We start from the raw sequence: 23,212 nt of genomic DNA on the forward strand, positions 1-23,212 counted from the left end.
GCGCTTACCGGTCTCGTGGAAGCTCGTCGCCAGGATGTAGGCGAGATGCCGGCGATCGAGCAGCACAGCGTGCAGCAGGAAGGCGTCGAGCAGGCGGTTCAGCCCGTCGACCTGGTCCTGCGTGAACGAGCCGAATAGGGACCGGATCGACGCGAAGAAGCGATCGCGATCCAGGCGAGCGAAAGCGCCCGCGTCGGAGGACGAGGTCATGCAGAGCTCCAGGATCGGGGCACAAAAAACCGCCCAGAGGCGGCGGATGGAGGACGGTCAGGCGGCGATCAGGAGGTCGCCAGCGGCTTCGGCAGGTTGGCGTACCACTCGGTATAGCCCCACGCTTCGAGGATGAAGGTGGTTCCGGCCGGCGAACGCGTGCCGCCGGGCCGCCAGTAGAGGTTCACCGGTTCGGACAGCTTTTCGATGGCCGCGACACGCCGGATGCCGTAGCCGGTGAGGCCCGACAGGTCGATCTCTCCAAGATGGACCGCGCTCTCTTCGGTATTGGTCGGCGTCATGAAGAGGCGACCGGTCGAGCCGGCGACGAGCGGGGCACCGGTCGGGCTGTAAGGCCGCTTGATGATGACGTGGGTGAAGATGCACCCCTTCAAGCCGCCGAGGATCTGCAGCCGCGACACGCCGTTAGTGTTGGCATTGACGGTCGCTCGGCAGATCGGGTGGACACTGTCCTCGGTGCTGAGAACGTGGGTCTGGAACTTGCCCGTGACGGGGGTCAGCGGGCGTAGCGCACCTTCGTAGTGAACCTCCCCGGCATGAGCACCGTGCTCATCGCCGTAGAGCGGGCCAAAGCCGCCTTTGGCGACCTTGAACCCGGACGTATTCACGATCGTTGCGCCCCCCGACGTGGCGTCTGAGGCGATGATAGGAGAGTTGGCCATCTGCTATTCCTCAGAGCGCGATCACGGCGCCCTGCGCCAGAAGCGCGGGCTTGACCTGGGTCTGGTAATCGAGCTCGCTGGACCGAAGGCCGAGCTTCTCGGACGTCGCTGCGATGATCGCGAGGGAGTCCGCGATCTTCATCTGACTGATCTCGATGCGCATCTTCACGCGGCCGAGGGACGTGCCGCCGATGCCGCGACCGACCGAGACGTTCTTGCAGCGCCCGATCGGAGGTTTGCAGGCCCCCCACGGCATCAGCAGGCCGGTCTCTTCACCCTGCTCGAGATCCTCGGTTCCCTCCGAGGCGACGAAGCCGTTGGCACTCGCCCACACACCGGCCGGGTGGCGGTCCATGTGGTAGGCATAGGTCGCGATGGGCTCGGCAACCGTCGTAGCAGGGAAGTAGACGTCCTGCTCGCGGATGGTTTCTTGAGCCCGAAGCCGGAAGCTCTCGCGGATGTACATCATGGGCGGCCAGCCCGGCACGATGCTGTCCTGCCAGAGGTTGGGCACCATGCCGTACCGCTTGGTATCGGCGACCATCTCAGGCAGCGCGGCCGCCCAGCGCGGATCGGAGCAGATTGCCTTGAACAGCCCGGCCTTGCGGCAAACGTAGTCCTGCCACATGAGCTTACGCTCGGCGAAGGTCGAGTTGTGCCAGTCGAACATGTCTCCCTGCGAGTTGTTCCCAAACAGGATGCCCGCAGAGTTCATGTCGTAGGTATTGTAAGTGAAGACCGGCTGCAGAATATCGTCGAACGCGCCGGGTATCGTCTTGTACTGCTTGATGTTCGCTAGGTAGAACTCGCGATCATAGTTCGACGGGTTGTAGCCCGGCACCACTTGGTCGGCGAACTGGATGCGGTTTGGATCATCGGTGATGATCGTCCGAGTGTTGAACGCCATCGTGGACGAGTCGCCGTCACCCGGATTGCTGTTGCGCGGGCGCGGCTTGAGCCAGGGCAGGCGATTGCCTGTAACCGGATCGATCGCAGAGGTGCCCGACTGCAGCTGCGGCACACGAAGGCCGGCGGCTTTTTCACCCGTCAGGTTACGGCTCTCGCGGCCCAGCGCCATCGGCAAACCGATCGCCTTGGCGAGATCGTTCTCGTCCGAGCCGTCGAAGGCGTTCCAGCAATCATAGGTCGTGCCGCCGGCCGTGACCTGTTCCAGCACGTTGCCGTTCATCTTGACGCCGGTCAGCTCGGCGCTCGGCATCCATGTGATCTTGCCCTTCGGCTTACCGTCGACGATCGTCCGAGCCGGGTAGCGATTGAGCCAGCTTCGCAGCAGGGCGTCCGATTTCTGCATCGACGGGAAGATGCCGCCGGCGAAAAACTCTTTCTGAAACCCCCAATAGTTTTTCGATGCGGAGATGATCTCGCGGTCGGTCTGGCCCAGGCCGGTCGCGGCCATTTCGCCGGGATAGGCCCACGCACCGCACAAGTTCACGTCGACGCCCATTTCCGCATGACGGATGGCGAACACGCACGCCGAGGTGCTGAGGCTCCATGCAAAAGCTGCCATGGCTCAAGCCCCCGCGATCTGGGCGCAGACAGCGTCGATGCGCTTCATGCTGTTGGTGAGGCGGGTGATCGAGATCCCCGCGAGGCCACGTCCGATGATGACGCCACCGGTTTCGATGGTGGAGCGCGAGGCGACGCCGGTCACACCACTGCCCGCGAGGATGTTGAACTGGCGCGGCACCATGGAGGCCAGGACGCGCGCTTTCGTCTCGACGAAATCGCCATCGATGTAAGTGTTGTAGTTCGCGGGATCGCTGTCGCGTGAGAGCGCCGCCCATTTGCCAAGGGGCTTAGGCGTAGCGACGTTGGTGTCCGTGCCGGGGCCGGATCGCGTTCCGTAAAGCTGGGCGCCACGGTTCGGCTGGAGAAACAGCGTGCCGTCGTTGCCGACCATCTGCCCGGCATCGAACTCCGTGGTTGAGACGGCGCGGCCCATCAGCAGATGATCGGAGGCGGTCATCCCCACATCTGCCGGAAGAATGCCGGTGGACGCGTGCTGGTCGGTGCCATTGCCCTTGACGCCGATATACGGGCGGAAGGCGATGGGCGTAGAGCCGGTGCCTTCGTTGTAGGTGAGGAGCGGTCCGTTCGGATTGGCGAGGTTGACGCGGAAGTTCTCTTTCGACGCCCCCGGCATCCACCAGCCCTTGATCAGGCCATAGATGTTGTTGTCGATGAGGTACTGAACCTCCTGGCGGATGACGGCCGTGTAGCGGGGGTCGGCGGGGTCTTTCCAGAGCGAGAAGATCGTATCGGCCGGGCCGACAAAGGTTGGGGGCGCATTGACGGTTCGCTGCACGCGGATGCGCACGCTGAGTGAAACCGGGCTCGCATCGCCCTCCGCTCGGCGCCCGATGAGGGACAGTGGCCCGGTGCCGGGATTGGGGTGGTTCACCCACTGTCCGGCTTTCTGAAGCCAAGTGTCGTTGTCGTTGAACGCAGCAGGGCCACCGCCGCCCCAACGAGCACCGATGTCACCGGCGCCGACGACCTGAATGGACACGTCACCCCGACGGAACTCGTCCGCCGTGAGAATGGGCCTGGAGGCGTTGGTGACCACAACGCCGCTGATCTCTTGGGGGTAGAGTCGCGGCACGGCGACCTCCTCGATTAGGGTTTTCAGGGAGGCGCCGGTGAGGCGCTGAGGGGTCACGCCGTCCGCCGCGAAGATCAGGACGGTGGCGGTGTCGGTGAGGGTCGGGACGATGGCCGCGCCGCTGCCGATCTGCGCTGCCGCTGCAGCGGCGGTCGTCGGGCCGATGCGCTCCCAGCCGAGTGGGGAGAGCGAGCCGCGGTATGTGCCGGGGTCGAGGACTGCGGGATTGCCGGCCGCGACCGGATCGGGGTGCGTGGTGGTGGCGGTGCCGATCACTTCCGCGCGGCCGCCGGCGGCGGCGGGCGGCACGGCAGCCAGGGCAGCCCAGCTCTTGGCGATGATGGCGCCGGAAGACTGCCCGGACGCGATGGCGGTGACCTGCGCTTGTACGTCCGCGACGTCCTCGGCGAGATCGGTGACGCTTTGGCCGACGATTCCAATTTGTTGGTCGACGTAGTGCGTCGAGGCTTTCGCCGAGAGCGCCTGCGAAATCGGGGCGATGGCATCGGCGATGTCGATCGGCGTTGCCTTCGTCGCCAGGGCTTCCGCAACTTGCGTGAAAGCGTCCGAGATCGGGCCCGACGCGACCATCTCCTCTTCGGATTTGTTGGCGACGTGGTCGAGGCCGATGACCTCGCGAGCCTCCTCCGCAGTCAGGTCGGCAGGCGCGCTGGCCTCAAGGCCTCCATTCCCTTTCAGGGTGGCCGGCGGCATCGCCGCGAGCCCCTCGTTCCTGATCGCGAGTGTGCCGTCGGAGCGCCAAGCGTCGAGATCGGCGTCATAGGTGACCGCCATGATGTGATCGGGAACGACGCCCTGCGCGACGATCACCTCGCCGCTCGCGTCCAACCATGGCTTCGGTCCGGTCCCGTCCACGTTGAGCGTGGGCGCGTCGGTGTTCGTGCGATCGGGACGGACGATGAACCGGAGACCGTTCCGCAATGCGCTGACGCCGGAAGCGGTCGAGACTGTGAAGGCGTTGGCGATACCGGAAGTCTTCAGAGCGCCACCCTGGTCCAAGGCATGGCGGGCGATTTCAGCCATGACGCCACGCACCAGCGCGGGGAAGCTTCGCGCGGATGCGCCATCCATGGCGGGAATCAGCGGATCGGCGACGTCGTTCAGCTCCGGCCGCGGGGACCAGTTCAAGAGACCCATCGGGTTGCTCCGGGCATGAAAAAGCCCGCACAAGGCGGGCGAGACGGGCGAAGAAGTCGGAGGGCGATCAGGTCTTGATCGCGAAGGCGACGACCGCCCCGGGCGGCATGTTCGCGTGCGCAGCGCCGGAGCCGGCGGTATCCAGGTCTAGTTCGTGCGTGTGGTTCGGCGCGGCCGTGATTGGATGCGAATGCGCGGGCGCGGCGGTAACGGAGTGGCTGTGGTTCGACGCGGTATCCGTTGTGAGAGCGTGTTGGTGCACGCCGCCCGCGGCGATGGTCAGAGGGTGGGTGTGCGCCCCTGCCGCGTCGGTGGAACCGTTAGCGCCGGGAAAGCCAATGGCTATGGTTGCGCCAATGTCATTCCCGCCCGCCAGAATATCGACGGAGTATTTGATGTTGTGAGTGTGCGAGCCGGCCTCGGCGGTGGAGCCAGTATGCGAATGCGATCCGCCGTTTTCTGTCGTGCCGGCATGGGAATGCGAGCCACCAGCCCCGGTTGATCCACCGTGGTCATGGGCTCCGCCGCCGCCCGTTGAGCCGCCGTGATCATGCCCGCCGGCCGCTGCAGCCCTACCCGTGTGCGAATGGGATGGCATCTGCGCAGTAGCCAGCGCGACAGTCTGAGCGCCGCCGGAACTGCCGAGAGCGCCCGCAATCCCAGCTGTACCGCCCGCACCCGTCAGCACATTGGCTGCTGTGCCTCCGAGGTTGTCGGCACCGAACATGGCCCGGCCGCGAAGATCCGGGATGTTGAACGTGGTCGAGCCGTCGCCGTTGCCCCAAGTCGTGCCGATGATCGAGAACAGAGGCGCGTAGATGGCGCGGGAGATGGCGCGCCCATCGCAGGGAAGCCATCCCGAAGGAGGAGTGGCATAGGCCAGCGCCTTGACCTCGCCAGGACGATCAATCGTCGGCGACAGGATCAGATAAGCGTCTTCGCTGGGGATGAAGGCGACCGAGTAGACAATGCCGCCCGAGATGTCGCCGGGGCCAAGCTGCAGAAATCCGCCACGAAGAATTGGCTTTGCCGCCTGGCCATCCAGGGACAGCGTCGCCGGCCCGCGATTGACCGAGGCAACGCGGAAGGAGACCGTGTGCCCCGCAGCCGCAGCAGCGGCGTTGAACCCCTGCAACGTCGAGATCCGATAGGCATCGCCATCATCTCGGTTGGCGGTCTGGATGCCCACGTTGTCGTCCCGCCAGAGCGCGACGGCGGCCATCATAGCCCGGTTCGAATTGTTGACGGTCTGGGCCGGCTGGCCCTCCACCCAGAGAATAGGCGGATCGGATACGTCGTTCGACGTCGCGTCCCGAGACCAGTTGCATACACCGGGCATCGCGGCTCCAGACATAGGCGAGCGACGGCGCGCGCTTTACGGCGCGGGCAGCGTGGCTGGCGGTACGGGTTGAGGCGTCAGCGCCGGGTAGGCAGCAGGCCGAAAAACTTGGTGGCGTCGAATGCGACTTGGCGCAGGGGCACGGGAGGCAGCGGGGCCATGGCAGGCGCGGCGGCCTGATCACCGGACGTGGGCGCGCCTTCCGCAGCACCGGCGGCCAGCATCTTCATGATGCCCGCGAGATCGGGGCCGCTGTCGGGCTTTGCGGCCTCGACAGGAACCGTTGGCGCCGGGGCTGCACTACCGACCGGACCGGACAAGCTGAAAGGCGCACGACCCGCGCCGCCACCGGCCTCCCCCGGCATCGTCGCGTTGAACTCGCCGCCCAGGAACGCCGAAGCCTTGGCGCGGTGAGCGCCCATCTGGGTGTTCACCTTGTCGGCGACCGTTCCAGGCGCACCACCGTTTCCGGCATCGCTGGCGTTGTAGCGACCTACCTTGCCGGCGTTCACGGCCGAGTAGAGATCAAGCAGCCCCATGCCCGGCTTGAACCCGGCATCGACGAGATAATTGCCCGCCGCGTCGACCTGCGCCGCGACCGGCATGTCCTGCGTGACGCCGTATTTCGCACGCTGGGGCTCACCCCATTGGATCAGCCCGCGATGCTGCCCCCATTGCGTCGTCGGGCCGGCCTTCCAGGGATCGAAGGTGCCGCCTGTCTCGTATGAGAAGGTGGTGGCGAGATCGACGGGGTTCGCACCGATCCGGTCAGCCGTGGCGATGATCGCAGAGCGCAGATCGTCGTTCATGGCAGGCTCCGGACATGCAAAAGGCCGCCCTGGTGGAGCGGCCGGCGTCGAAGGTGCTGGAATGAAAAAGCCCCGCGGTGAGGCGGGGCCGTGGTCGGGCGGCGGAGTTCTCGCGCACGTCTCTCGACGGTGGCGGTTTCCGACGGATTGCCCGTCGGGTCAAGTGCTGATGTGGTTATGGGCGTCAACACCTGGCAATCCGTCATTAATCGGACTCGGCACCGTCTCGCGGTAGCCGGGCACCACATTAGTATGGATTGGCGCGTGTAGGCTGCAGACCGCCAGCGTCCGATTGCGCTTTTACCGAATTCAAAAGAGGCAAGTAATGGCCGAGACCGGAGTCTATATCGGATCTGAATTGATAATTTTCTCCGGCGTCGCTATAGTAGAAAAAGATGAAGAAGTCAAAATAGATCCGTTTGGCGAGGAAGGATTTCCATTATACTTTAGAGTAATATTCGATGAAACCATAACAACACCAACCACCTATCTTGTTGCCGAGGAAAAATTTTCCGTCGTAGAGCTTACTATGCCGTGGCGCGGGCATACATCGACTGGCAACGCAGGAGGATTGGCCTTTGCAGATAACGATTTATACATATTTAATTTCAGATACATGGTGCATTTTATAGGAAAGCTAGAAAAGTATACATACCAGCTTGCCTATAATATTACGCGCGAGGCGAGGTGATGGTCCGATCTGCTGATGAGCCCATTCGCCAATTACCATCGTCCAGAACCAACGCCGATGTCGCCGAAGGCAGGCGCGATCGAGGCGGACCACTTCACCAGCGTGCTGGGCGCTTGCGCGGTGGTGCTCCTCCTCAACCGCCACAGATCGATACGGAAGCGAAGGCAAAGATCGTTGAAAACGAACGCTGGAAGTATCTAGCTACGTTCGTCAACACTGTCGCTGCGGCCTCAATCGCCATCGGGATTCTTACTCCAACTGCCGGCTACCTTTCGAAAATCGCTACCGAAGCGCCACCTGTTGATGTGTTCACCGCCGGCGGCGCACTCCTCGTTTGGTTCGGCGTGGCGGCTGCGCTACATTCGTTCGCAAGCTTCGTTCTCGGGAATCTCCGCCCATGATGGTCAGCGCGCAAACATTCGTCGCGTTCGTGCTACCGGCATCCGTTCTGGTAGGAACGCTTGTGATCGCGGGCATTTCGGTCTTGATCATTAGGTCGAGCCGCCCCGCTGCAAAGGCAGCGGCACCAGCTGCATCCGACGACCGGCAACAGTCCTACGGCAGATGATCATACCATAGATCGCATATCTTCATGCCCCGCTGGCTCCAAGTCGCCCTGACCCTCGTCCTGTTCACCGCTCCCGCAAAGGCAGAAGAGCCGCCTCTTTCGCCGACGCTGATCCGTGTCTTCAACAACTTCGCTCATGAACATGCGACTTGCGCGGCCTACATGATTGTCGCGTCGAAGTGCTTTCAAACCGACAAGGATCCAACTCTTCGCGAGCGGCTGGCCACCGTGGGTTCTGCGGCTATTACCCGTGGGCAGGAGTGGACGGCCCGTGCGAAGCTGAAACCCGAAACGTTTGTCGCTCGGATACAGATCGACACTCAGCAGATGGTAACGAAGCTCGAAAGCAACTGCAGCAACATATCATTGCTTCTCGCAGAGCATGCTGCTCCCTGTAAGCTGCTGATAGATGATCCGGACAAACGGATTGAGACCCTGACTGACGAAGTCATGGCGAAAGAGGCACAGGGTCGCTGATGCGTCGAGCTTTTTGGGCGATCCTTACCTTACTCTTGTTCACCGCCGTCATGTTGACGATCGGATGGGTTCTGCAGCAGATCGTGCCCCCCTTTAACCAATGGCTGGGAGGCACATTTGGGCAGATACCAGCACTGATCTTGGTGATTGTCGGTATCGGAGCGATTGGCGGATTCCTGATATGGCCCCGAGACACGAACGGTCGGTTAAAACGCCTACCGCTGCGCCACTGAGACCTCGCGCGTCGGAGCCGCACCACCGTTCGACAGCGTCAGCAGACGGCGCGTAAAGGCCTCCGCGTTCTTGCTGCCGACGGGCGAACGGGCCAGCGCCCGCAGGTCCGGCAGAGCCTTCGGATCGGTCAGCATCCGCGCGATCGCCTCACCATTCCCCATCATCCGGGCCTGAAGCATTGCATCGCCGACGCCACGCTTCAGACCGAGTACGGCGCCGCCGGCCGCTCCACTCAGACCACCAACACCGGCCCCCGCCGCCGCACCCGTGGCTACATCCGCCACAGCTTGGCCAAGCTGCGTCTTTCCGCTCTTCAACTGGACCTGGATCGCTTGGTTGAACGCGGTGTCCGACCCCTTGTTCGGGCGGTAGCCGGTGGTCTCCAGGGTCATGAGCAGGTTGTCCATCCCCTTCACGAGCGTGTCGCCCTCCGGCAGGGCTCGCAGCACCGCTTCGAGGTTGTGGCGCTGCTGAGCGTTGCCACGAACGGCCGAAGCGAAGCCCGCACCGCCGTACTGCGCCGCCAGCCCCTTCGACTGCTGCGTCGCTTCGTTGAAGGTGGATTCGAGGTAAATGCGGGCAAGGTCGCGCGCGGCCGTGGGACGGTTCTTAACCAGCGCCGTCATCGCCTGCGCCACCTCGTGGTGACTGCCAGGCTTCGGGTTCGGGGCGAACACGGCACGAACGGCTGCATCCACGTCCGGACGATCCGCGATGCGCCCGAGCGGTGAGGCCTCGACGCGAGCCAGCCCGTCGCGGGCGCGAACGACTGCCTCGACGCGGTGGTAGACGTCCGGCATCTGCTCGAGCACGTCCGCCTGATCGCGCAGGAGCACGCTGAGCTTGTCCGGGTCGATGTTCCCGCGTGCGTCCGAGGCACCGTCGAGGATCTTCGTCGCGACGCGGCCCTCGTAGGCCTGACGGGCCGTTGGCGTTGCGTTCGCCAGGAACTCGCGGGCCGCCGATGCACCCTGGATGTGCGTCGGAACCTGTTCGGTCGGCGTTGCCATCCGGCCGGTGAGCGGATCCTGCTGGACGACACGGCCGAGCGGGGTGTTGGGGGCGAAGGGTTCGAGCGGGCGGGAGTTCGCGGCAAAGTTCGCGTCGGCCGTCGCGACTTCGGGGACCTGCTTAAGCTGGGCATCAAGGGCCCCGCGCGAGATCTGCAGGTCGCGGACCTGCGAGGCGTCGCCGTCCCGAACCGCGGTCTCGATGCGGTGGTCGAGACGCTCGCGAGCCTTCAGGTTGCCTTCGACCGACATGTCGAGTTGCGCCCCGCCGGGCTCGTAGAGATCCTTGCGGGTGTTGCCGAGGGCGCCACGTACATCACCCTTAGCGAAGCGGCTCTGCTCGGCGATCGCGTCGAGGGCCGGCTGCGGGTTCACCTGCCCAAACCGGATGTCGGGAATCGTCTCGGTGATGGTCGTCGACTTCACGTAGGGGTCGAGCGGTCCCTTCATCGCGCCGACCGTGCGCTCGTAGGCGGCGAGCGGGTCAGTCTCCTCGCCCCGCATCAGGGCGCCGACGACGCGCTCGCGGATGTCCGGGTGAATGCCCTTCGGATCGACCTCGACGCGGGCGAGATCCTCGTCGAAGCGGCTTTCCGCCAGCGACCGGGCGTTCGCATACTCGTCCGCCGCCTGTCCGCTGGCAGCGCGGCCCTTCGGACGGCCGGCGCTATCAAGCGGGTAAGAGGGCACACCACGCTGCTCGTTCTGCAGCTTGCGCAACAGCTCTGAGGAGATGTCACGCGCCATGCCGCCATCGGCATCGGGACGGAAATATCCCTCCTCGATCAGCCGCTCGCGCCAGAAATTGTCGAGACCCTTGCCGTCCGGACGCGCGACCTTGCCGATGCCGGGCACCATGAAGCGATGCAGATCAGTCGCCGCCGCATCCCCATCCAGGCGCAGGCCGCCGTTCTGAGCGATGAAGCGGGCGAGGCTGACGCCGTTCGGATCGTCCCCGATCGCGCTGGGCCGCTCGAAGGCTTCAGCAGGGCGCGGCGCACCGGCCTCGAACTGCGGACGCGAGAACGCTGGCTGCGTGACGATCGGCTCTCCCGGGCGCTCCACCTGAACAGCGCGTTCGATGCCGGCGTTCTCTGGCGCGTTCCGCGCGGCCGCGTAATCAATATCGGCTTGCGCTTTACGGGCAGCCTCGCGGGCGTCGACCACGCCACGCATCTCCGGCTGGATCACCCGGCCGGCTGCATCGTCCGTGACACGCGGGCCGACCGCGGCGCGTGCCTGCGCCAGGGCCATGCCTTCAGGGGTCTGAGCCACTCCGGCACGGGCCGCCGACTGAAGGTCCAAGCCGAGGCCGGACGGCGCAGGGTTCTGCGGGCCGATCGCGTCGAAGGCCGACCGGGCGACATTATCGATCGAGGCCGGGCGGGCGGCATAGAACTCGTTCATGAGCCGGCCACCCTCGCCGCCGGAATTGGCGACGACGCGCGCGAGCTGGGATGCGCGCACGGCCCGGCCCTCGGTCGCGCGGTTCAGGGCCTCGTCCAGGGTGACGCCGACGCCGCCACCGGGAAGCTGGCGACCCTGATCGATGATGTGCTGCGCCGAGGCGAGTTCCGCCTCCGACAGCCCCTCAACGGCCTCGCGAAGCACGCCCTCTCCGGGCGCGCCGCCGCGCACGGCAGAGACCACCTTGCCGACAAGCTTGCCCGCCACGGGGCCGGCAGCGCCGAGGCCGCCTCCAATAAGGGTCCCATCTCGAATAGCGTCGACGTTGCCGCCACTTCGAACGGCAGAGTCGGCACCACCGAGCGCAGCTCCAGAAAGCAGAGACGCGCCGGTTCGAACAGCGAGGCCACCAGCCCCCGCGCCGAACGCCGCTGGGGCTGCCATGACGAGTGGAATGGTTCCAGCGACACCGCCCGCGATTTCGCCAGCCGTGTTCGCCCACGGGTGCTCAGCTGCGGTTTTCTCGCCGTAGCTCGTGGCCTTCGCGAGCTCGTCGGAGTAGCGGGAATCGTTGGTCAGCGAGCGCACGGCGGCGTCCGCACGGTCGATCCCGCCGAGCACGTAGGGGCCGACGACCGGCAGGCCGTTGACGATTCCGCGGGCGGTCGCATTGGCGACACCGCTCTCTCTTCCGTCATTGCCGGGCTCGGCAAAAGGGTCGTGATCCACGGGAATCAGCTTCGGCGCGGCCGGAGCAGCATCCGCGAAGGGATCGTGATCGACCGGGACGAGCTGCATCACTGAACCTTCAGGTATTTGCCGGGACGGCTCGGGTCGGGAGCGTACCAGTTGCCGTCCCGCGCTTGCCGGGCGCCCTGAGGAGCACCCTGCGGCGGCTCTTTCGGGGCAGAGGCAGCCTCACCGGCGCGGGCCTGCGGGAACAGCGGGTTCGAGGTCGCGAACTCGTCGAGCGCCTGATCGAAACCCGAGTCGAGGCGACCGCCGTTCCGGCCCGCATAGTCGCGGGCCAGCTTCGACACCGCTTGCTGGCGCTGTGCCAGAGCGCGGGCGACGCCGATCAAGTCGCGGTTGCCTTGCTCGGACTGCGCCAGGGTCGGAGCGGTGCGGGCGATGTAATCGCGATCGGTATTCGAGATGCCGGGACCGAGTGAGCCGCCGAGACCGTCGAGCACTACCTTGTTCGAGAGCGCATCGAACACCTCGGCAGCGGAGGCCGCCTTCGAATCCTTGACACCGAGGGCGCCGAGGAACTGGTTTGCGCGCTTCACCCCTTCGCCGCCGACGCCAGAGTAGAAGCCCGGCGACTTCATCGCTTGCTCCATCAGCGCCAGGGTGTTGAGGGTCGAGGCCGAGTTTCGGCCCTTCGTGGCGAGGTCGAGCTGATACTCGCCGTATCCCTTCCCAACTGTGGCGTCCTGCGCCTTCTCGGCTCCCATGTTGATCGTGGTGCCAGTCGGGTTCACGGCGGAAACCTTGCCCTTGCTGTCCCGCTGGTACGAGCCGGCAGGCAGGCCGAGCGTGGCGCGCTCCGCGTCGGGGATCAGGGTAAAGGTCTCGTCCGGCTTCCCCGAGGCTGCTCCGCGCGCTGCGGCGGCGGCGAGGGCCTCTTTCGTCGCCGGGTCGGCCTCGCTGCCGGGAATCGGCTCGTAGCCCTGGCCGTCGGCGCGCTGGCGATACCCGGCCGGGACGCCCGTGCCATGGTTCGGGTCGCGCAATATCCTTAGCGCCTCCGTCACCTGTCCGCTGTTCGAGCCTGCGGAAATGGCCTCGGCCTCGGAAAGGTTCGGGAAGGCCCGCTTGATGATCGAGGCGTTCCCGCCGAGCGCCGCGTTTTCTTGTGCGAGCTTGCGCTGCTTGATCCCGAGCTCCGCCTGCGCGAGCCCGGTAACGGCGCGCTGCTGTTCGGCTTTCTGCGCGTTCTGGAAGCCGGCGGCGAGGCCGTTGCCGAAGCCATGCGTCGACATGAGCCCGGTGCCGAGGCCAACGAGCAGGTCTCCACCACCACGATCCGTAAAACGCTTCAGAGCACCTCCGAAATCAAAACCGCCATCGACCCCGGGCGCTGCAGCGGGGGCAGCGGCAAGAGCCGGCATCGTGCCAGCGACGGGAGCCGAATCGGCGGACGGCATGTCGGACGGGCGAGGCGGAGGCATCGGAGGGCGGAACCCCATCGGTACAGAGGGGGACGCGCCGGCAGGGAGGTCGGCCGGCTTGAAATCCGGAAGAACCGGCCCGCCGGCCTGAGGAGGCTCGACGGACGCTGGACGCGGCGACACGCGAAGGGCCAGCGGAGCAGGGGCGGGCGCCTGCGGCTCCGGCTGGACCGTGCCCGAAGTGCCTGAGAAGGACTGCGGCGCACCCATCGGAGCCTTGCCGAACAGGCGGGCCATATCTTCCGGGCTAAGGTCGGTCGGAAGGCCGTAGGGGATGCCTGCGCTCATGACGGCCGATCCTTAGATGAACTTCGATGCGGTGCCGGCAATAGCCAGCCCGCCGCCGAGCAGCTGCTGCAGAAGGCTGGGCTGCGGGGTCTTTTGCTCCGTCGTCCCCGTCGACGTGCTGCCTGCGCCGGCGACCGGCAGAGCAACACCGGAGAGAAGCCCGACCTGACGCCAGGGCGCGGCCTGCTGCTCGTTCCAGACGTCCTGCGCGGCGGCAAGCTGCTGCTGGCGCACCTGGTCCTCCACAGCGCCGATCGACGCGAGCGTCCGCCCCGGCGCCAGAAGGCTATCCTGGACGGTCTGGACCTGACCAAGACCGGCCAGACCGGCAGCGCGATCGCTCTGTGCCCCGGAGAGGAGCGCACCAGCCTGCGTGAGCGAGCGGTCGGCGTTCGAGCCCTGCAGGGCCGCGAGTGCATTGGCGCCGGCAAGTCCGGCCTGGTTCGCGTTCAGCGAGAGGTTCGCGCCCGTGGCAGCGAGGTTGCCGTTCCCCGTGTTGATACCGGCGATGCCCTGATAGAGGCTGCCGGCGGTCCCAGCCCGCGCGTTCTCAGCGGCGTCGATGGCGGTGGCCGCCTGCGCCTGACGTGTCCGCTCGGCCTCGTAATCGGCATAGCGGGCCTGAGTCTCGACGTTCGAGACCGCGTCTGCCGTAGCAGCGGCGAACCGGCCGGAGCCGTATCGGCCGGACGCCGCGAATTGCTGACCGACCTTCGAAGCGGCTTCCGCACTCGATCGGCCAAGAATGTCGTCGAGGTAGGGGTTCGCGCCGCCGAGATACTTCCCGTTGGCGACATCGAGAAGCGACGTCTTCGCCTGCGATGGACCATTCGCGACGCTGTCGGCGAGGGCCTTCATCGTCGCCGTATCGGTGCCGTAAGCGCCGCCGGCCAGCGCCGCACCGGTCGTCTGGGCGAGGCTGTTAGGATCGGACAGCTTCGACGCGGCCGAGGCGACACCCGACGTGTCGACGTTGGTCTTCACGCCGGCGAGCTGCGAGGTAGCGCCCTGCGTGCCGCTGGTCGCCCCGCCGTTGCCGAGAAGACCGCCGAGGAAGCTGTTGCCGGCCTGCGCGGTACCAGCGGTAGCGCCGGCATTAGCCTTCATGCTGTCGAGGCCGGCCTGCGTGGTCGCCCCGAGCCCGGCAACGCGATCCCCCGTGTAGACCTGCGAGCCGACGCCGGAATCGAACGCCGCGTTGCCGGCATCGATGATCTTTTGCAGCGACGGGACCGCCGCGGCATACGGATCGGTCTTGGTATTCTGCGTGGTCGTAGTGGTCTTCGATCCGCCGCTCATCAGGCCACCTGCAGCTGTTTCGAGTAATAGGCGTCGACCTGGTAATCGGGGAGCAGGGCTGCCCAGCCGACCCGGCCAACGAATTCGACCCGCTCGCAGCCGTTGCGCGCGGCGCCGGCCTCGATCTGAGCCATGATCTCGCGCCAGCGCCGGACATCGTTCCCGCCGGTCGCCAGGACGCAGCAGGACCGACCACCATCGGCGAGTTCACGCACCTGCGTGACTCCCGCGCCGATCGGCGCACCGTCCTCGCCCAGGATCATCACCAGCAAGGCGGCCTCTGCGCCGACGAGGCGGTGCAGATCCTCGATCGACAGGTCACAGCCAGGTCGCGCACACGCCCGAGCGAGCCACGGCTCCGCCAGCGGCCACGCACTCGCGAGGTCGGCATGATCGACGGGGTGAAGCCGCATCAGGGGCGCCGAATCTCGTAGCGGACGAAGCGGTCCTCGGCGTCGGACACGGTATGCCCGAGCACGAACGAACCGCGCGCCGTGGATTTCAGGAACACCCTCGCAGCAGATGCGGAAGCCGACATCGGCACCGACACGACAAGCGAGGATTCGGTGCAGAGAGGATCGGTCACCGCCGTCTCATCGCTGCCGGGAGCGAGGACGATCGTGCTCTTGCCAACCGCGTTCGATCCACCGGTGGCGATCTCGGCGATGGCCTGGATGATCCGGTCGAGCCGGGTCTCGTTCTTGCCCGGGACGATCATCGCATCCCCTCGCGACGGGCCTGCGGCTCGATCCCGGTGGCAAAGCTCCAGGCGGTACCGGCCGGGATGCGGATGCGAGCCCGGTGGTAGCGGGCCGAGGAGCGGCACGGGGCCACGCGCTCGACGGTCGGACGGGTCTCAGGCTTGAACACCACCAGCGCCGACTGTGCCGTGCTCTCGCGGCCCGCCACCGAAACGCGCCAATCGTCGGCATCGCTGTCGAGGCGGATGCCGTCGACGTAGGCGCGGTAGGGACGGAAGATCATAGCTTCCGCCGTCTCGAAGGTCGCCTCGAGGGCGGGTCCGGTGAGGAGGGCGAGCCGGTTGTCGCCGGTGATGATGCCGAGGCTCGGGGCGCCGCCGGCATAAGAGGGGTCATCGAGCGACTTCTGTCCCGGATCGTCAAGCGAACCCGGAATGTTGTCGATCGATACGGCCGGCGTTGCAGCGGTGAGCCCGAAGCGCACCGGCATCCTCACGAACGACCAACGGTCGAGCAGCCAGTCGTAGAGCAAAACCTCATCGAGCAGTGTCGGATCGGCGACATCGGCCGTGAGGCTGCGATAGGCGAACAGCACGCGCGGCCCGGTGGCATCGCGGATCGCGACGACCGAAGCGACCTGGGTCGGGTTGACCCGGCCAGCGAAGAAACGATTCACCCGCCCGACGCCGATCGGCACCGAAGTGCCGCCCTGGAACATGAAGAATCCGTCGCGGTCCATGAAGAACACGCGCGGGCCGACCTTGGTCAGGGACCACGGAGCGATGGCGCCGCGATTCTCCTCGTAGACGTCGAAGCCGAACACCTCGGCCGAGCCGGGCGAGAACACCATCCGGCGAATAGCCCGCTCCTGGAACACGATCCCGAACTCGCCGCCAGCAAAGCCCGTCACGGCCCCGCCATCGGGGAAGATCTGTAGGTCGGACGTGTGCCCGCCGCCAACACCGGGCTGCCAGAACTCGATGTCGCCGAGGTCCGACCAATCCACCGCGTTCGGATCGGAGGCGAGGCCCGCCAAGACGACGAACTCGCCGACCACGCCGATGTGGCGTGCGCGGGGAGGGTTGCCGCCGAGATCCCTGAACTTCTTGCCCGTGTCGATGTCGATCACCTGGACCGACGTTCCCAGCGTGGTCGCCAGGAGGCGCCCGCCATAGACCGCGAACGACCAGTAATCGCCCGGCGGCACGCTGTAGGTCGCGCCGACCTTCGACACGTCATCCCAGCCCGTCGAGCCGAGGTTGTAGCGATAGAGCTTCGTCCTGGTACCGGCGAAGTAGATGGGGAAGCCGTAGGCCGGGGAGTTGATTGCGATCGCGCCGAGGCAATCGGCCGGCAGCGGGACCGAGATCGGCGATGGAGAGGCGAACGGCCCCCAGCCATCGGCGCGCGGAACCGTGTTCGTGGCGACGGCCGACACGTTGGCATCGGTCGAAGCGATGTCAGGCGCGAACGCCGCCAGCGCGACGCGGGGTGCGGGCTGGACGGCGTCGGCCATGCTTAGTTCGTGCTCTTGGCGGCGTTCGCTTCAGCGGCGTCGACGGCGACACGGCCGGTCCGCTGGGCCGTCTTCTGCGTATCGCCGGCACCGAAGACGGCGGCGAGGCGCTTGTCGAGGAGACCGAACCACTGAGCCGCGCGATCCTCATCCTTCTGGAACAGCATCGCCTCGAGCAGGGTGCCGTAGAGGTAGATCATCGGCGCCTTGGTGATGAGCCAGTTCGTCGGCGCCGCGGCGGTGAGCGCAGGCAGGCGCGCGTAATAGGTGAGGTTCACGGTGCCGGGGATGGGCGGGGCCAGGACCACGCGGCCGGCGAGCACGGTATAGAACTGTGGCACGCCGGTTGGGCGGTGGCGGTTCCGGAACTCGGGACTGTCGGGCTCACGGTAGGCGAGATAGAGAGGGCGCTGCAGCGAGCCGGTGACGGGCTTCCAGCGGACGGCGACCCAATCGATGAAATCGGCGGGCTTGTCGACGCCGTCGTCGACGATGGTCACGTCCCCGGTCGCCTTGTGCATGTCCACGACCTTGAGGTCGGTGTTGAACCGGTCCTCGGCCATCTGAATGAAGGTCGGCGCGAAGGCCTGCAGATCGTCACGGACGAGGTAGGCTTCGACGTTGGCGAGGAGCGACTGATAGTCGGTGATGCGGGCGAGATCGGCCATGCGGGCGGCTCCAGGCTAGAGGTTGTAGGCTCGGACCTGTCCGGTCGAGGCGATGCGGTTGGAACGGCCCCGGAGGGACCGGAAAGCCTCGGAGGCGAGAACATCCTGCGCCTGCGCAAGAGCAGGATCGCGCAGGACGTTCATGGCGAGATGCCTCTTCGCGCGGGCTGCGATCAGGTCGGAGGCCTCGTTGACCCAGGGGGAGGTGTCATCGCCCCCGGTCGGCGCCGGCACCAGCACATGGGCGGCGAGCCGGATGGTCCAGGATGCGGACGGCATCGGCCACAGCCGGATGGACCGGTCGAAATACGAGTAAGCGCAGGGCTGCGAGGAGCTCGCCGGATCGTCGCGGCGCTCGATGGAGGCTTCCGCGATGCGGGACAGCGGATAGGTCTGACCGTTCTCGATCCGAACCGCGCTGTCGATGGCAAGCAGGTCCGGAATATCGGCGGCGTCGCCGCGACCGTAAACGTCGACCCCGGCCAACGTCTCGAAGGTCAGGATCTGGTCACTGAAGAAGAACCGCTCCGGCTGGTAGTGCCGGATGGCGCGGTCAATCGCGTTTCCGATCTGCAGGTCGAGATCCGCTCGCGAGATGTCGCCCGCGATCTCGTCGATGAGGTCGCCGAGCGTCGGTTTCCCTTGCGCGTTCGGCATCGTCGGGCCTCGAATCGGTGGGCGGAGGAAAGGACGGCGGGGCACTGGGCTCCGCCGCCACGTTGCAGGCCGCGAAATGCAGCCACGAGGCCGTCAGCATCAGCCGTCGTTGTTCGGGACGAACTCGATGACGATGGTGGCGACGCCGGCGGTCGGGGTGCCGGTGACGGTGCCGTAGAGTACGGTATCGCCAACGAGGCGGCCCTTGAGGCTGCCGGTGTCGGGACGCTTGGCACCGGCGGCGGTCGCGGCGGAGTCGGCCGCGGCGACGATGTCATTCCCGCCGACGGTCGAGCCGACGAGCAGGGTGGTGCCGGCCGAGAAGGCGGTCTCGATCAGCACCAGGGTGCGGCTGATCAGGGCGCCGTCGGGTAGGGAGGCCGGGAAGGTGAACGCGCCGTCGTTGAAGGTGACGGTGCGGCGGACGGTTTGGACGACCTGCTCGCGCAGCTCGCGAGCGGACGGCCGCACGGGGGCGGTATTGGTGGCCATGTCGGGCCCTCTCAGGGTGGGGGTTGAGGCGAAGGCGCGGAGCCGTCAGGCCCCGCGCACCGGTTCAGACAGGAGAGGCCGCTTAGGCGGCGTCGGCGGGCTTCGCGTAGGTCGGGATGACGATCGTGCCGAAGTCGTCGCCATTGTAGGTCGTCTTCTTCATGCCCCAGATCGCCCAGGCCGACACTTCGAGGTTACGCTTGTGGTCGAGGAGTTCCTCGTTCCAGCGATAGCGGGTCTCGCCGCCGGCCTTGCCGTAGGCGATGGTCGCAGCCTGCGCGCCGAGCAGCACAGCACGACGGGTGAGCGGAACGGCGGACTTGCCGTCCGGCGACACGCCGGCGGTGACGTCCTGCGCCTCGCGGAGCACGACGTTGTTGTACTCACCGAGCGCACCCGAGAAGATCGGGGACTTGGACGATTCCATCCCGGCCATCGCGGCCTTCTGGATGTCGAGCCACTGACCGGCAGCGGTGTTGGTCCGCAGCGAGGTGACCTGCGTCGAATGCAGGTACATCACGTAGACCTTGCGGCCGTTGACTACGATGGGACGGATCATGACCTTGCCGGTGGAGCCGCCGGTCTTGGCGAGCTCGACGGCCTTGTCGATGAGGTCGAGGGTCATGATGTCGCCGGCGACGAGGGCGGCATCGTTGGCGCGGCCGTTCGGGCGGAAGACGCGACCGACGGACGGGGCGGTGACAGCGTTGTTGGCGCTGAACTTCTTGCCGTTGGCCAGGCCGTTCACGGGGGTGAAGCCGCAGACGTGGTTGAAGAACGACACGGTCTTGCGGGTCTGGAACCAGTCGGCCAGACCAGCGCGGCCCTGCTCACGCAGGTTGAACGGCACGCGCTGGGCGTCGATCGTATTCTCGGACTTCACGCCGACGACGTGGCCGAGCTCGTCGATGGTGACCTTGTCGGAGTTGGTGCCGAGCTGCTCGCCGTTACCCTCGGCAACGTCGGACGAGGAGAACCCGTCACCCTTGAGCTGCATGCGCAGGCCAAAGGTGACCTGGTCGCCGTTGCCCTTCTTGGTCTCGGTCTTCTCCTGGATGATCGAGCCGTCGCCCTCGCCGATGAGCGGGTCGATGTCGATCGACTTGTTGGCTTCGGTGGCGAGCTTCTTCGACCACAGCTTGATGGCCATGGCGTCGTTCACGCCATACGCGGTGTAAGACATGGGGGTGCCTTCTGGGCTTGTGTCCGTGGGGAGAGGGGTTCGTGCGGGCTGTACGTCGCCGCGCGGACGGAAGCCGGGCCCCATGAGCCGCTGGGGACGGTGGTCGGACGGGATCCTTGCCGGGGATCAGGCGAAGACCGTGACGAGGCCAAGCGGATCGCGTGCCGTGCGATCAGGCGAACCGGGCCGGCGAACGCAAAAAGCCCGCGAGATGCGGGCTTCGGACGGGCGTCGGATCGGGGAGTTAGTGAAAAACGAGAGGGCGGGGCCCGGATGGGCTCGCGCGTCTCGCGACGGATAGCTAATGCGCGGAGATTGCCCGTCGGGTCAAGCGGGTTTCGTTCACGGCACGCTGGCGATGAGGAATTGGATCATCGGGGATCGTGCCGCATTCGGCGTGAAGGCCATCTGCGACCCGTCCGTGGGCCACGTACCGAAGGTGATCGGGGACGTCAGAGCGGCCAACTGGCCAGAGGACGAGTTGGTGATAGCCCCGGTCGCGCTGCCGATAGTGGCAGCGAACGCGGTAGATGCTCCGCCGACGCCGAGGAACGCTGCCGTGATGTTATCGCAGGCGAGGGCGAACCAGTACTGACCTGGCTCCAACTGGATGTTCGCGGAGAGCGGAGCGTTGACCAGATTGGTACCGGCCGTCGTCGCCGAGGACGTCGAGCCAATCAACGCGCTCGGCATCCCCGTAAGGGGGTTGTGTGCGTAAACCGCCATCTGGAAGTTGCCGCCGGCAGAGGATGCCGTGACCTGGGCGCCCAGCTGCGAAATGGTGATGCGCTGCTTGATCGAACCGAAGCCGAACGACGCGAGACCAGCTGCGATGATCGCGCCCGTCACCGATCCGCCCATGCCGAACGGAAGGTAATACTTGCCGGCGATGTAGCCGGGATGGTCGGCTGTATCGTTCTTTACCCAGCGTGCAGCACCGGTAGTGACGGAACGGGCACGCCACATCTCGCCAGTGCTCGGCATGAACCAGATCGAGCCGACCGCATATCCCTGCGTGGCGTCATCGGTCACGGACGGCGGCGCGACAGCCGTAAAGTTGTTCAGGACGCCGGAAGCGCCGCCCAGAGCTTTGATCATGAGAGCCTCGTGTCATCTCGCGCGGGGCGAGGAGCGAGGACGACCGGCGGGCACGGCGCGGAGCGCTACGTGACCTGGACCCAGCCGTCCGCCATGTCGAAGATGAATTCCTGCGTGCCGCCGGTGAGGAGCGACACGGGCGTGCTGAGGTTGACGTTCAGCACCATGAGCGAGCCCAGGATGCTGCCGAGGGTGTTGCGCTGCTTCAGCCGGAACGAGGCGCCCGGGAAGGCGAGCGAGTTCGACAGGGTGAGTTTGCGCGTGGTCCCGAGCGGAACGTTGCCGTCGAGGAGCAGCACCGAGGGCGTCTTCAGCGCCGTCAGCGTCATGTCTGCCGCGACGGTCTGCTTGGCAGCGAAGACCGGGCGTACCGGCTTCCAGTAGGCGACCCCGGCAGTCTGCGCCGCGAGCACCAGGTCGCGCGTGGTGCCGAACAGGTCGGTCACCCGCGCGTATCGATCGAGGCTCGCCGCGGGATCGGGCAGCGTGTCGACGGTGAATACGCCATCCAGGATCGTCGAGGTTCTGGCCATGGCCTGCGCGACCATGTCAGCCACGCCCTTCGTTCCCGGATAGACGACCATGGCTCAGAGCCCCTTGCCGCAAGTCGCGTAGACCGACGACGAGCCGGAGGCCGTGACCGCATCCATGTGCGAGCAGGCGCCGATGTCGATCACCTCGACGGCCCCGGCCGGCAGCGGGAAGTCGGAGGCCGAGGCCGACACGGTCACGTCTCCGAAGCGGAGGAAGACGAGGGTGTTGCCGGCGTTGAACAGCCGGACGTGCGTGTTCTCGTTCCCGGATCGCTTCAGCGCCGTCCGATTGGTCGCCGCCGTGGTCGACACTGGCATGAACGATGTCGAGGCGTCGGCGGGCTTGAAGGGCGTCATCGTCTCAGCCTCCCATCAGGGCGCGGACGCGCGCCGGATTCTGCGCCGAGACCTTCTCGAACTCGGCCTCCGACATGTTGGCGAGCATCTCGAGGGTAAGCTCACCAGCCGGAGCACCACCGGCGGCCGACAGGGACTTGCTCGCAGCCTGACCACGGGCGACACGCGCCGCCTTCTCCGCCGGGCTCTCGGCCGGTGCAGCTGCGGCCTCGGCAGGCTTCGGAGCGAACCCGCGCACCTTCGCCAGTTGCAGGATGCGCTCGGCCGGCGACTGACCGGCGGCAATGGCGGCCTGGACGAGGCCGAACTCGTCGTCACGGACCGCCTTCACCGCATCGGCCTCGGACATGCCGTAGACCTTCAGCTCGGCAATGCGGCCCTGGAATAGGTGCTCATAGGCCTGCGCGAACTCAGGCTGCGTGGCCATCACGCGCTGAACGTCGCCGCGGTAGCTGTTGATGACCTCGCCGCGCTGGGCTTCCTGCGCCTGTGATTCCTGCGCTTGGCGCTGGGCCTCGGTCATCTGGGTCTGACCGGTGCGGATGTCCTGGATCTGCTTCTCCAGGTACTTTGCGTAGCCGAAGATGTCCTCGTTCGGATCCGGGGGCGTCTCGGGCTCGGGAGCGGCCTGCGTGGCGGCGGGAGCAGGCTTCGCCCCCTCGGTTAGGACCTTCAGCCGCTCTTCCATGCGGGCGTATTGGAGGCGGGCCTCATCGCGCTCGCGCTCGACGGCTTTGCGGCGCTCGCGCTCCTGGTGGAAGGCGCCATGCCGGACGAACTTGCCCTTGTTCTGATCGGCGTCGCCCTCCTCGACGTCGGTATCGACGACATCGCCGGGAGCAGCAGCGGCAGCCGGGGGCACAGCGGCAGCGGCAGCCTCGGGGGCGACTTCGCCACCTGCGACGGGTGCATCGGCGGCAGCGGCCTCGGGAGCGGGCTCACCGGATGCATAGGCGTCGAAGGCGGCCTGCTCTTCAGCCGTGAAAGAGTCGCCGCTGTCAGCGGTGCTGGTGGTCTCGTTGTCCATGGGGATCCTC

The 23,212-nt window shown here is 66.3% G+C and carries 22 protein-coding genes and 1 pseudogene; 3 read left to right on the forward strand and 20 right to left on the reverse strand.

The genetic code is table 11. The features are described from left to right. From MKK51_RS00405 to MKK51_RS00430, 6 genes and pseudogenes are all read right to left on the reverse strand, one after another. Window positions 1-210: pseudogene (locus tag MKK51_RS00405) on the reverse strand (hypothetical protein); the annotation flags it as partial. A 68-nt stretch (window positions 211-278) separates the two neighbouring features. After that, window positions 279-893 (reverse strand): hypothetical protein, encoded by a 615-nt coding sequence (locus MKK51_RS00410; RefSeq protein WP_243974303.1) that lies wholly within the window; start codon window positions 891-893, stop codon window positions 279-281. A 10-nt stretch (window positions 894-903) separates the two neighbouring features. Further along, window positions 904-2,421 (reverse strand): FAD-dependent oxidoreductase, encoded by a 1,518-nt coding sequence (locus tag MKK51_RS00415; protein WP_243974304.1) that lies wholly within the window; start codon window positions 2,419-2,421, stop codon window positions 904-906. A 3-nt stretch (window positions 2,422-2,424) separates the two neighbouring features. Next, complete coding sequence (locus MKK51_RS00420; RefSeq protein ID WP_243974305.1) at window positions 2,425-4,230, reverse strand: hypothetical protein; 1,806 nt, start codon at window positions 4,228-4,230, stop codon at window positions 2,425-2,427. Between the two features lie 511 nt (window positions 4,231-4,741). Then, window positions 4,742-5,899, reverse strand: coding sequence for a phage tail protein (locus MKK51_RS00425; protein WP_243974306.1), 1,158 nt, complete (start codon window positions 5,897-5,899; stop codon window positions 4,742-4,744). A 191-nt stretch (window positions 5,900-6,090) separates the two neighbouring features. Further along, entirely contained in the window at window positions 6,091-6,822 is a 732-nt protein-coding gene (locus MKK51_RS00430; protein ID WP_243974307.1) for a hypothetical protein, read from the reverse strand. A 325-nt stretch (window positions 6,823-7,147) separates the two neighbouring features. Between MKK51_RS00430 and MKK51_RS00435 the strand changes: the two genes are divergently transcribed. From MKK51_RS00435 to MKK51_RS00445, 3 genes are all read left to right on the forward strand, one after another. Then, complete coding sequence (locus tag MKK51_RS00435; protein ID WP_243974308.1) at window positions 7,148-7,513, forward strand: hypothetical protein; 366 nt, start codon at window positions 7,148-7,150, stop codon at window positions 7,511-7,513. Beyond that, a complete protein-coding gene (locus MKK51_RS00440; protein ID WP_243974310.1) occupies window positions 7,513-7,914 on the forward strand; it encodes a hypothetical protein in 402 nt (133 codons plus the stop codon). The genes MKK51_RS00435 and MKK51_RS00440 overlap by 1 nt, the downstream gene beginning before the upstream one ends. A 191-nt stretch (window positions 7,915-8,105) precedes the next feature. Next, a complete protein-coding gene (locus MKK51_RS00445) occupies window positions 8,106-8,558 on the forward strand; it encodes a hypothetical protein (protein WP_243974311.1) in 453 nt (150 codons plus the stop codon). Between the two features lie 215 nt (window positions 8,559-8,773). On the opposite strand, the gene MKK51_RS00450 is transcribed toward MKK51_RS00445, so the two are convergent. The 14 genes from MKK51_RS00450 to MKK51_RS00515 all read right to left on the reverse strand — a co-directional run bounded on the left by MKK51_RS00450 (window position 8,774) and on the right by MKK51_RS00515 (window position 23,202). Continuing rightward, entirely contained in the window at window positions 8,774-11,797 is a 3,024-nt protein-coding gene (locus MKK51_RS00450) for a hypothetical protein (protein WP_243974312.1), read from the reverse strand. 209 nt (window positions 11,798-12,006) lie between these two features. After that, on the reverse strand, window positions 12,007-13,671 hold the full coding sequence (locus tag MKK51_RS00455; protein WP_243974313.1) for a hypothetical protein: 1,665 nt from the start codon (window positions 13,669-13,671) through the stop codon (window positions 12,007-12,009). 12 nt (window positions 13,672-13,683) lie between these two features. Next, window positions 13,684-14,970: a hypothetical protein gene (locus MKK51_RS00460; RefSeq protein WP_243974314.1), complete on the reverse strand. Its 1,287-nt coding sequence runs from the start codon at window positions 14,968-14,970 to the stop codon at window positions 13,684-13,686. After that, window positions 14,970-15,383 (reverse strand): hypothetical protein, encoded by a 414-nt coding sequence (locus MKK51_RS00465; protein ID WP_243974315.1) that lies wholly within the window; start codon window positions 15,381-15,383, stop codon window positions 14,970-14,972. The genes MKK51_RS00460 and MKK51_RS00465 overlap by 1 nt, the downstream gene beginning before the upstream one ends. Then, window positions 15,383-15,688: a hypothetical protein gene (locus MKK51_RS00470; protein WP_243974316.1), complete on the reverse strand. Its 306-nt coding sequence runs from the start codon at window positions 15,686-15,688 to the stop codon at window positions 15,383-15,385. The genes MKK51_RS00465 and MKK51_RS00470 overlap by 1 nt, the downstream gene beginning before the upstream one ends. Beyond that, window positions 15,685-17,187: a hypothetical protein gene (locus tag MKK51_RS00475; RefSeq protein WP_243974318.1), complete on the reverse strand. Its 1,503-nt coding sequence runs from the start codon at window positions 17,185-17,187 to the stop codon at window positions 15,685-15,687. The genes MKK51_RS00470 and MKK51_RS00475 overlap by 4 nt, the downstream gene beginning before the upstream one ends. A gap of 2 nt (window positions 17,188-17,189) precedes the next feature. Beyond that, entirely contained in the window at window positions 17,190-17,855 is a 666-nt protein-coding gene (locus MKK51_RS00480; protein ID WP_243974320.1) for a hypothetical protein, read from the reverse strand. Between the two features lie 15 nt (window positions 17,856-17,870). Beyond that, window positions 17,871-18,512, reverse strand: a complete 642-nt coding sequence (locus tag MKK51_RS00485; protein WP_243974322.1) for a hypothetical protein — start codon at window positions 18,510-18,512, stop codon at window positions 17,871-17,873. 99 nt (window positions 18,513-18,611) lie between these two features. Then, entirely contained in the window at window positions 18,612-19,004 is a 393-nt protein-coding gene (locus tag MKK51_RS00490) for a hypothetical protein (protein WP_243974323.1), read from the reverse strand. An 82-nt stretch (window positions 19,005-19,086) separates the two neighbouring features. Then, window positions 19,087-20,187, reverse strand: coding sequence for a N4-gp56 family major capsid protein (locus MKK51_RS00495; RefSeq protein ID WP_243974324.1), 1,101 nt, complete (start codon window positions 20,185-20,187; stop codon window positions 19,087-19,089). A gap of 342 nt (window positions 20,188-20,529) precedes the next feature. Next, complete coding sequence (locus MKK51_RS00500; protein WP_243974325.1) at window positions 20,530-21,285, reverse strand: hypothetical protein; 756 nt, start codon at window positions 21,283-21,285, stop codon at window positions 20,530-20,532. Window positions 21,286-21,350: 65 nt separating this feature from the next. Next, window positions 21,351-21,842, reverse strand: coding sequence for a hypothetical protein (locus MKK51_RS00505; RefSeq protein ID WP_243974326.1), 492 nt, complete (start codon window positions 21,840-21,842; stop codon window positions 21,351-21,353). Between the two features lie 30 nt (window positions 21,843-21,872). Beyond that, on the reverse strand, window positions 21,873-22,175 hold the full coding sequence (locus MKK51_RS00510) for a hypothetical protein (RefSeq protein WP_243974327.1): 303 nt from the start codon (window positions 22,173-22,175) through the stop codon (window positions 21,873-21,875). Window positions 22,176-22,179: 4 nt separating this feature from the next. Further along, complete coding sequence (locus MKK51_RS00515) at window positions 22,180-23,202, reverse strand: hypothetical protein (RefSeq protein ID WP_243974328.1); 1,023 nt, start codon at window positions 23,200-23,202, stop codon at window positions 22,180-22,182. Between the last annotated feature and the right edge of the window lie 10 nt (window positions 23,203-23,212).

Origin of the sequence: Methylobacterium sp. E-045 (assembly GCF_022829685.1) — a bacterium.
GTDB lineage: Bacteria > Pseudomonadota > Alphaproteobacteria > Rhizobiales > Beijerinckiaceae > Methylobacterium.

Excerpts from the sequence above, each read along its gene's own strand:
- MKK51_RS00460 (WP_243974314.1), bottom strand. The coding sequence starts at position 14,970 with ATGAGCGGCGGATCGAAGACCACTACGACCACGCAGAATACCAAGACC.
- MKK51_RS00420 (WP_243974305.1), bottom strand. The coding sequence starts at position 4,230 with ATGCCGCCGGCCACCCTGAAAGGGAATGGAGGCCTTGAGGCCAGCGCG.
- MKK51_RS00510 (WP_243974327.1), bottom strand. The coding sequence starts at position 22,175 with ATGACGCCCTTCAAGCCCGCCGACGCCTCGACATCGTTCATGCCAGTG.
- MKK51_RS00410 (WP_243974303.1), bottom strand. The coding sequence starts at position 893 with ATGGCCAACTCTCCTATCATCGCCTCAGACGCCACGTCGGGGGGCGCA.
- MKK51_RS00445 (WP_243974311.1), top strand. The coding sequence starts at position 8,106 with ATGCCCCGCTGGCTCCAAGTCGCCCTGACCCTCGTCCTGTTCACCGCT.
- MKK51_RS00425 (WP_243974306.1), bottom strand. The coding sequence starts at position 5,899 with ATGATGGCCGCCGTCGCGCTCTGGCGGGACGACAACGTGGGCATCCAG.
- MKK51_RS00475 (WP_243974318.1), bottom strand. The coding sequence starts at position 17,187 with ATGGCCGACGCCGTCCAGCCCGCACCCCGCGTCGCGCTGGCGGCGTTC.
- MKK51_RS00470 (WP_243974316.1), bottom strand. The coding sequence starts at position 15,688 with ATGATCGTCCCGGGCAAGAACGAGACCCGGCTCGACCGGATCATCCAG.
- MKK51_RS00430 (WP_243974307.1), bottom strand. The coding sequence starts at position 6,822 with ATGAACGACGATCTGCGCTCTGCGATCATCGCCACGGCTGACCGGATC.
- MKK51_RS00465 (WP_243974315.1), bottom strand. The coding sequence starts at position 15,383 with ATGCGGCTTCACCCCGTCGATCATGCCGACCTCGCGAGTGCGTGGCCG.
- MKK51_RS00495 (WP_243974324.1), bottom strand. The coding sequence starts at position 20,187 with ATGTCTTACACCGCGTATGGCGTGAACGACGCCATGGCCATCAAGCTG.
- MKK51_RS00415 (WP_243974304.1), bottom strand. The coding sequence starts at position 2,421 with ATGGCAGCTTTTGCATGGAGCCTCAGCACCTCGGCGTGCGTGTTCGCC.
- MKK51_RS00455 (WP_243974313.1), bottom strand. The coding sequence starts at position 13,671 with ATGAGCGCAGGCATCCCCTACGGCCTTCCGACCGACCTTAGCCCGGAA.
- MKK51_RS00480 (WP_243974320.1), bottom strand. The coding sequence starts at position 17,855 with ATGGCCGATCTCGCCCGCATCACCGACTATCAGTCGCTCCTCGCCAAC.
- MKK51_RS00485 (WP_243974322.1), bottom strand. The coding sequence starts at position 18,512 with ATGCCGAACGCGCAAGGGAAACCGACGCTCGGCGACCTCATCGACGAG.
- MKK51_RS00490 (WP_243974323.1), bottom strand. The coding sequence starts at position 19,004 with ATGGCCACCAATACCGCCCCCGTGCGGCCGTCCGCTCGCGAGCTGCGC.
- MKK51_RS00440 (WP_243974310.1), top strand. The coding sequence starts at position 7,513 with ATGGTCCGATCTGCTGATGAGCCCATTCGCCAATTACCATCGTCCAGA.
- MKK51_RS00500 (WP_243974325.1), bottom strand. The coding sequence starts at position 21,285 with ATGATCAAAGCTCTGGGCGGCGCTTCCGGCGTCCTGAACAACTTTACG.
- MKK51_RS00515 (WP_243974328.1), bottom strand. The coding sequence starts at position 23,202 with ATGGACAACGAGACCACCAGCACCGCTGACAGCGGCGACTCTTTCACG.
- MKK51_RS00435 (WP_243974308.1), top strand. The coding sequence starts at position 7,148 with ATGGCCGAGACCGGAGTCTATATCGGATCTGAATTGATAATTTTCTCC.